At 69.9% G+C, this 8003-nt stretch carries 7 protein-coding genes; 2 read left to right on the top strand and 5 right to left on the bottom strand.

Annotated elements, in window-relative coordinates; genetic code table 11:
• Window positions 1–1164, top strand: a 1164-nt coding sequence (locus tag ACTHJJ_RS07980) for a nucleotide sugar dehydrogenase (RefSeq protein WP_440302406.1), incomplete at its 5' end; no start/stop codon positions are given.
• Window positions 1165–1189: 25 nt separating this feature from the next.
• On the opposite strand, the gene ACTHJJ_RS07985 is transcribed toward ACTHJJ_RS07980, so the two are convergent.
• From ACTHJJ_RS07985 to ACTHJJ_RS07995, 3 genes are all read right to left on the bottom strand, one after another.
• Window positions 1190–2284, bottom strand: a complete 1095-nt coding sequence (locus tag ACTHJJ_RS07985) for a mannose-1-phosphate guanylyltransferase (protein ID WP_440302407.1) — start codon at window positions 2282–2284, stop codon at window positions 1190–1192.
• Window positions 2285–2354: 70 nt separating this feature from the next.
• Window positions 2355–3959, bottom strand: a complete 1605-nt coding sequence (locus tag ACTHJJ_RS07990) for an ABC transporter permease (protein WP_440302408.1) — start codon at window positions 3957–3959, stop codon at window positions 2355–2357.
• Entirely contained in the window at window positions 3956–4861 is a 906-nt protein-coding gene (locus tag ACTHJJ_RS07995) for an ATP-binding cassette domain-containing protein (protein WP_440302409.1), read from the bottom strand. The genes ACTHJJ_RS07990 and ACTHJJ_RS07995 overlap by 4 nt, the downstream gene beginning before the upstream one ends.
• Before the next feature lie 93 nt (window positions 4862–4954).
• On the opposite strand from ACTHJJ_RS07995, the gene ACTHJJ_RS08000 reads away from it, so the two are divergent.
• Complete coding sequence (locus ACTHJJ_RS08000) at window positions 4955–5467, top strand: GbsR/MarR family transcriptional regulator (RefSeq protein ID WP_440302410.1); 513 nt, start codon at window positions 4955–4957, stop codon at window positions 5465–5467.
• Window positions 5468–5525: 58 nt separating this feature from the next.
• Here ACTHJJ_RS08000 and meaB read toward each other — a convergent pair whose 3' ends face one another.
• Together meaB and ACTHJJ_RS08010 are read right to left on the bottom strand one after the other, a co-directional pair.
• The gene (gene meaB / locus ACTHJJ_RS08005) at window positions 5526–6551 is read right to left on the bottom strand and encodes a methylmalonyl Co-A mutase-associated GTPase MeaB (protein ID WP_440302411.1); all 1026 of its coding nucleotides are present in this window, start codon (window positions 6549–6551) and stop codon (window positions 5526–5528) included.
• Window positions 6552–6645: 94 nt separating this feature from the next.
• On the bottom strand, window positions 6646–8003 hold a 1358-nt coding region (locus tag ACTHJJ_RS08010), incomplete at its 5' end, for a methylmalonyl-CoA mutase family protein (protein ID WP_440302412.1).

Genomic DNA, 8003 nt, shown 5'->3' on the forward strand with positions numbered 1-8003 from the left:
AAGATCGCTATTGCCGGCCTCGGGTACGTGGGCCTCTCGAATGCCGCCATCCTCGCCGCGCGCAATGAGGTCGTCGCGCTCGACCTGGATGGGGAGCGCGTCCGGCTCGTGAACGAGGGGCGCTCGCCGGTCATCGACGCCGAGCTGGAGGAGTGCCTGGCGAGTGGCAGGCTCCACCTCCGGGCGACACTGGATCGGGCCGAGGCCTATGCCGGCGCGGAGTACGTGGTGATCGCGACGCCGACGGACTACGACCCCGAGACGAACTTCTTCGACACGGCCTCGGTCGAGTCGGTCATCGCGGACGTCCTGGTGCACCAGCCGGCCGCGACGATCGTCATCAAGTCGACCGTGCCCGTCGGCTTCACGAAGCGGATGCGCGAGAAGCACCCGGACGCGTCGATCATCTTCTCGCCGGAGTTCCTCCGCGAGGGGCGTGCCCTCTGGGACAACCTGCACCCGAGCCGGATCATCGTCGGGGACACGACCGCGGAGGCGAAGCAGTTCGCCGAGCTGCTTGTCGAGGGGGCCGCGGACGACGACGTGCCGGTGCTGTTCACCCAGTCGGCCGAGGCCGAGGCGATCAAGCTCTTCGCCAACACCTACCTGGCGATGCGCGTGGCCTACTTCAACGAGCTCGACACGTACGCCGCCCGGCACGGGCTCGACACGAAGGGGATCATCGAGGGGGTCGGGCTCGACCCGCGGATCGGCACGCACTACAACAACCCGTCGTTCGGCTACGGCGGCTACTGCCTGCCGAAGGACACGAAGCAGCTGCTCGCCAACTACCGCGACGTGCCGCAGCACCTGATCCAGGCGATCGTCGACAGCAACGCGACGCGCAAGGACTTCGTGGCGTTCGACATCCTCGACCGCCACCCCCGGGTCGTGGGGATGTACCGGCTCGTCATGAAGGCCGGGTCTGACAACTTCCGCAGCTCCTCGATCCAAGGAATCATGAAGCGGCTCAAGGCCAAGGGCGTCGAGGTCATCGTCTACGAGCCGACGCTCGAGGGGGACGAGTTCTACCGGTCACGGGTGGTCCGAGACCTCGACGAGTTCAAGCGCGAGGCCGACGTGATCGTGGCGAACCGGCACACCGACGAACTGGCCGACGTCGTGGACAAGGTCTACACCCGCGACATCTACGGCCGCGACTGAGCACTCCTCCCGATCGAGAGGAGGGTCAGAGCAGGTCGGTCCGGCCCTTGTCGGCGAGCTGGGCGACGACCTTCTTGACGTCCTGACACCGGTCGGGGGTGGTCACGAGGAGCGCGTCGGGGGTGTCGACCACGATGAGGTCCTCGACGCCCACGAGGGCGATGAGGCGCCCACTGCCCGCCGAGACGACACCAGTGGCGTCGACGGAGAGTATGTCGTCCGCCCCGGAGAGCACGATGATGCCGTCGGGGCCGTGGTGGCCGTCGGAGAACCCAGCGATGGACTCGAAGTCACCGACGTCGTCCCACCCGAGGTCCGCCGGCACGACTGCGACGCGACCAGCGGCCGCCGCCGGCTCGGCGACGGCGTGGTCGATCGCGATCGCCGTGAGGGAGGGCCACAGCTCCTCGAGCCGGTTCGGCTCGGCCGCGATCTCCCGGAGTGTGGCGACCATGTCCGGGTGCCGGTCGGAGAGCAGCTCGAGCAGGGTCGTGGCCCGGACGACGAACATGCCTGCGTTCCAGCGGTATTCGCCGCTCTCGAGGTACTTCTCGGCAGTGGCCAGGTCCGGCTTCTCGACGAACTCCTCGACGCGGCGACCGTGCTCGGCGCCCGGCACGTTCAGGCCGGCGCCCTCGCGGATGTAGCCGAAGCCGGTGGCGGGACCGGTCGGTTCGATGCCGATCGTGACGAGCTCGCCGGTGCGGGCCATGGCGACCGCCTCGTGGATCGCCCGGTGGAAGGCCGCCTCGTCCTCGATGACGTGGTCGGCGGCGAAGGACCCGATGACGGCATCAGGGTCCCGGCGTTCGATGAGAGCCGCGGCGAGACCGATCGCGGGCATCGAGTCGCGAGGGGACGGCTCGGCGACCACCGACTCGTCGCGCAGCATCGGGAGCTGGCGGCGGACCGCATCGGCATGCGCGGCGCCAGTCACGACGAGGACGCGATGATCGACGAGCGGCTCGAGCCGCGACCACGTGGACCGGAGCAGTGACTGCCCGGAGCCGGTGACGTCGAGGAGGAACTTGGGTGCCGAGCGTCGGGACAATGGCCACAGGCGGGTACCTGAACCGCCGGCGGGGATGACAGCCCAGAAGCCTGGGATCGCTGAGCTCACGCCGCCACTGTAGTGGCGGAGCAAGTGCTCTCGATCGTGAGAACTACCCCTCGATGGGGGGAGAGGGCCGTCAGGGAGTGGCGAGATCCCGGCGCCGGAACGCGCCGACAGCCGCGATCCCCAAGGCGGCGGCGATCAGCAGCAGCGCCACCAGCGGCGTTGGGGAGACCGAGCCACCGGGTGCCACGCTGACGTGAACGAACGGCGAGACGTCGATCACCGACTGCGGGAGCTTGAAGATCGACCCGAACTCGCCCACGACCACGAACAGAGCGAGCACGGCCCACGCCAGCATCACGAGCCTGGGGAGCGCGCCGAAGGCGACGAGGGCGAGGCCGACGCACACCCATACCGCCGGGATCGGTGCCAGCACGCTCGGCGTCAGGTGCCGGATGGCGGCACCCACCCCGCCGGTCGCGCTGCCGTAGGTGAGCGCCATACCCAGCCCGGTGACGACCAGCAGCACCGCGCTCCCGACGAGCGCGATCAAGGCGTGGCTGCCGAGCAGCGCCGGCCGTGACGTCGAGGTCGCGAGCACCTGTTCGGAGTGCCCCTCCGCCTCCTCCGACCGCAGCCGGAGCGCGGCGGAGATCCCGTACGCGGCGGCTCCGATGGCGAGGAAGTTGATCTCGGCGGCGAGATAGAGGTCCGACAGGGAGGACGCGTTCCCACCGAGCTGCCGGAGCATCTGCTCGACCTTCGGGTCGTTGACGAAGTCGCCGACGTTGAGGGCGACGCTGCCGAGGACGAGCCCGAGCAGGGCGTAGGCGACGAGCCAGCCGAGGAAGGCGCCCCGCTGCAGCCGCCATGCCAGGGCCAGCGGACTCGACAGCGACGCGGCCGCACGTCGGGGACCGGGGCGGCCGGACACGAGGCCGGCGCCGAGGTCCCGGCGCTCGCGGAGGCCATACGCCATTCCCAGCAGGCCGACGGCGAACGCCAGGGGGATGAGGAAGACGACGAACCGGTTCGTCCCGTAGATCTCGAGCTTCTCCCCCCACCCCAGCGGCGAGAGCCAGGTGAGCGCCGTCGCTGCGCCCTGCGATGAGTCGCCAACCGCCCGCAGCACGTAGGCCACGCCCAGTGCACCGAGCGCCCACGCGGAGGCGCCGCGTGCGGTCTGGGTCAGCTGCGCGGCGACGGCCGTGATGCCGGTGAACGCGAGGCCCGCCGAGAGCCAGTAGAGGCCGTATCCGACCGAGCCGGGCACGTCGAGGCCGAGCCCCACGAGGTAGATCGCGACGACGACGCTCGTCAGGACGCACGCGCCGACGGCCTCGAGCACGGCCGCCGTCAAGGGCGCCCGGCGCCCGACGACCGCCGCGCCGACGAGCTCGGTCCGGCCCGCCTCCTCCTCGGTGCGGGTGTGGCGCCGCACGAGGGAGTAGGCGAGCAGTGCCACGAAGATCGCGCCGAGCGACACGGTCTTGAAGGACGCGATCGAACCCGGGTTCGTCGGATCGGCGATCGGTCCGAACATCGCGACGATCGAGGGGGAGGCGTTGACCGCCCGCGCCGCCGCCGTGAGCCCGGCCGGCGTCGTGTAGAGCGCCAGGGCCGCCTGCGCCGACCCCCCGGCGAGCAGCACGAGCAGCACGATGCAGACGGGCAGGATGACGCGGTCGCGCCGCAGCGCGAGCCGCAGCAGCGCGCCCGTCCCGGTGAAGCCGCTCATGGCCGGCTCTCCTCCCGGACCCGGTACTGCTCCATGAAGAGGTCCTCGAGCGTCGGTGGCGAGCTCGCCAGCGTCCGTATGCCGCTGACGCCCAGCCGCTCGAGCAGCTCGCCCAGGTGGTCGGTGGCCACCGAGCAGGTGACCCGGTCTCCGTCGACCCGCACGTCGGCGACGCCGGGGATGGCCCGGAGCTGCTCGGGGTCGACGGGTATGGCGGTCGTCGCCTCGACCTTGGTCAGAGATGCACCGCGCAACGTCCCGAGGGTGCCGGACTCGATGTTGCGTCCCGACCGGATGATGCTGATCCGATCGGCCAGCGCCTCGACCTCGCTGAGGATGTGGCTGGAGAGGAGTACGGTGCCTCCACCGGCCGTGAACTCCTGCACGGCGTTACGGAAGACCGCCTCCATGAGCGGGTCCAGCCCGGAGGTCGGCTCGTCGAGGAGGAGCAGCTCGACGTCCGCCGCGAGCGCTGCGACGAGGGCCACCTTCTGCCGGTTGCCCTTCGAGTAGGTGCGGCCCTTCTTCGTCGGGTCGAGGTCGAAGCGCTCGACGAGGTCGGCGCGCTTCCTCTCGTCGAGGCCGCCGCGGAGCCGGCCGAGCAGGTCGATCGCCTCCCCACCTGACAGGTTCGGCCAGAGGTTGACGTCACCGGGGACGTAGGCGAGGCGCCGATGCAGCGTCTCGGTGTCCTGCCACGGGTCCTCCCCGAGCACCGTGGCGCTGCCGCCGTCCGCACGGAGCAGCCCGAGCAGGATCCGGATGGTGGTCGACTTGCCGGCCCCGTTGGGCCCGAGGAACCCGTGGATCTCGCCGGGAGCGACCTCGAGGTCGAGGCCGTCGAGTGCGACGCTCGGGCCGAATGACTTGCGGAGGTCGTGGACCTCGATTGCAGACGTCATACCACCGACGGTACACAGGATTCAGCAAATAGTGAATGCTGTGGAAGTGCTGGCTAGACTGGCGTGAACCGGACTCGGGACGAGGAGGCGTGGTTGAGCAGGCGAGCGGTCGGAGACGGACGCGACGAGCAGGCCCTGACGGCATACGTCGAGCGCTTCGGCGACGTCCTGACCGATGCCGGTATGCCACGGCTCGCCTCACGCATCTTCGCGGCCCTGCTTGCCGATGAGGACGGGCGAATGACTGCCGCCGAGCTGACCGAGGCGCTCGCCGTGAGCCCTGCGGCGGTGTCCGGTGCCGTGCGCTACCTCACTCACGTCGGGATGATCGGCAAGGAACGGGAGCGGGGGAGCCGGCGCGACGTCTACGTCGTGCGGGCCGAGGCGTGGCACGACGCGATCATGAGTCGTGACCGCGTGATGAACGAGATCATGCGCAGCATGAGCCAGGGCGTCGACGCCGTCGGAGGCCCGGAGACCCCGGCGGGTCGTCGGCTGCAGCTCTCGGTCGACTTCGTCGAGTTCATCACCCGCCGGCTCGGCGACATCCAGGAGGAGTGGACCGAGCGTCGCGCCAAGCTGATGGCTGGCTGGCCCGGCGACTGACTCAATCGACAGTGCAGCTTTCTCAATCGACCGTGCAGCTTTCTCAATCGACAGTGCACTATTCCCGATCGAGAGTGCGCTCGTCGTAGGCGGCCAGGATCCGGTCTGCCGCGATCGTCGCTGGGATCTCTCCGGCCAGCACCGCGTCACTCACCTCGGCTCGCACCGCGGCGACGCGGCCCGACCGCCTGAGCCGCTGGTCCAGTTCATCGCGCACCAGCGCCCACATGAAGTCGAGCTGCTGCCCGGCGCGCTTGCTCGAGAGCCCCTCCGTCCCGAGGTTCTCCCGGTGGGCGAGGACGCGCTCCCAGACCGTGTCGATCCCGGTCCCCGTCAGGCCCGAGCAGGTGACGACCGGCGGGATCCACCCACCCTTGTCGCGGCCATGCACGAAGCGCAGTGCCCCCGCCAGTTCCCTTGCGGCGACGCGGGCTTCGCCCTCATGGTCCTGGTCTGCCTTGTTGACCGCGATGACATCGGCGATCTCGAGGATGCCCTTCTTGATGCCCTGGAGTTGGTCGCCGGTCCGCGCGAGCGTGAGGAAGAGGAACGTGTCGACCATGCCGGCGACCGTCACCTCGGACTGACCGACGCCGACCGTCTCGACGAGCACCACGTCATACCCGGCGGCCTCGAGGACGACCATCGCCTGCGTCGTCGCGCGTGCCACGCCTCCCAACGTCCCCGCGGACGGCGAAGGGCGGATGTATGCCGCTGGGCTGGCAGAGAGCGTCCCCATCCTCGTCTTGTCGCCGAGCACAGACCCGCCCGTCCGCACCGACGAGGGGTCGACCGCGAGGACTCCGACGCGGTGCCCCTCACGGATCAGGTGCTGGCCGAGCGACTCGATGAGGGTGGACTTGCCGACCCCCGGCACGCCCGAGATGCCGACCCGGACGGTGGGCGACCGGTCCGAGCCGGCGGTACTGGCGGCCATGAGCTGTTCGAGCAGCGTTCGGGCCGCCACCCGGTGGTCAGGACGGGACGACTCGACAAGTGTGATGGCCCGGGCCACGCTGGCGCGCTGTCCCTCGCGCACCCCGGCGACGAGCCCGTCGACATCGACCTCGCGTCGACTGCTCACAACCCCTCCCACGACCGCTCCCGTGCCCGCAACCGCTCCCGCAATGAGGTATTCCGGTGCCCGCTGGGAGCACCGGAACACCTCAACCCCGTCATCACGGGCGCAGCCGTGCCGACAGCTTCTCGAGCAGGTCCAGGGCCGACTCGGCGACGACCGTGCCGGGCAGGAAGACCGCGGCAGCACCCATCTCCTTGAGGACGGGCACGTCGTCGGGCGGGATGACCCCGCCGATGACGATCATGATGTCCTCGCGGCCGAGGTCCGCGAGCGCCTTGCGCAGCGCCGGCAGCAGTGTGAGGTGACCGGCGGCGAGCGACGAGACGCCGACGATGTGGACGTCGGCGTCGACGGCCTGCTGCGCGACCTCCTCGGGCGTCGAGAAGAGTGGGCCCACGTCGACGTCGAAGCCGAGGTCGGCGAAGGCCGTCACGACGACCTTCTGGCCCCGGTCGTGCCCGTCCTGGCCCATCTTCGCGACGAGGATGCGTGGGCGCCGGCCCTCCTCCTCCTCGAAGGCTGCGGTCGCCTCGAGCACCTTGGCGACCTTGTCGTCGTCGGTCTGGGAGGACTCGTCGCGGTACACGCCACTGATCGTACGGATCACCGCCTGGTGGCGGCCCCACACCTTCTCGAGGGCATCGGAGATCTCGCCTACGGTGGCCTTGGCCCGGGCCGCGTCGACCGCGAGCGCGAGCAGGTTGCCGTCGAGCGAGCCGGTTCGGTCGGCCCCCCGGTCCGCCGCGGACGTCAGTGCATCGAGCGTCCGGCGCACCTCCTCGGAGTCGCGTTCGTCGCGCAGTCGTCGTAGCGACTCGACCTGCTGGCGGTAGACCTCGTCGTTGTCGACCTTGAGGACCTCGAGACGGTCCTCGTCGGCCAACCGGTACGTGTTGACCCCGATGACCTTCTGCGTCCCCGAGTCGATCCGCGCCTGGGTCCGTGCCGCGGCCTCCTCGATGCGCATCTTCGGGATGCCGGCCTCGATGGCCTTGGCCATGCCGCCGGCGGCCTCGGCCTCCTGGATGCGGGCCCATGCCTTCTCGGCGAGGTCCTGGGTGAGCCGCTCGACGTAGTACGACCCGGCCCAGGGGTCGATGACCTCCGTCGTGCCCGACTCCTGTTGCAGCAGCAGCTGGGTGTTGCGGGCGATCCGTGCCGAGAAGTCGGTTGGTAGCGCGATGGCCTCGTCGAGCGCGTTCGTGTGCAGCGACTGGGTGTGCCCCTGGGTCGCTGCCATCGCCTCGATGCAGGTCCGTTCGACGTTGTTGAAGACGTCCTGAGCCGTCAGCGACCACCCCGAGGTCTGCGAATGCGTCCGCAGCGAAAGGGATTTCGGGTTCTTCGGGTCAAACTGCCCGACCAGCCGCGACCAGAGGGCGCGCGCGGCCCGGAGCTTGGCGACCTCCATGAAGAAGTTCATCCCGATCGCCCAGAAGAACGACAGCCGCGGCG

The sequence above is a fragment of the Intrasporangium sp. genome (assembly GCF_051961875.1).
In the GTDB taxonomy this organism is placed as follows: domain Bacteria; phylum Actinomycetota; class Actinomycetes; order Actinomycetales; family Dermatophilaceae; genus Intrasporangium_A.

Bases quoted from the DNA above. Each gene is read 5' to 3' on its own strand.
- ACTHJJ_RS07990 (WP_440302408.1), bottom strand. From the start codon at position 3,959: ATGAGCGGCTTCACCGGGACGGGCGCGCTGCTGCGGCTCGCGCTGCGG.
- ACTHJJ_RS07995 (WP_440302409.1), bottom strand. From the start codon at position 4,861: ATGACGTCTGCAATCGAGGTCCACGACCTCCGCAAGTCATTCGGCCCG.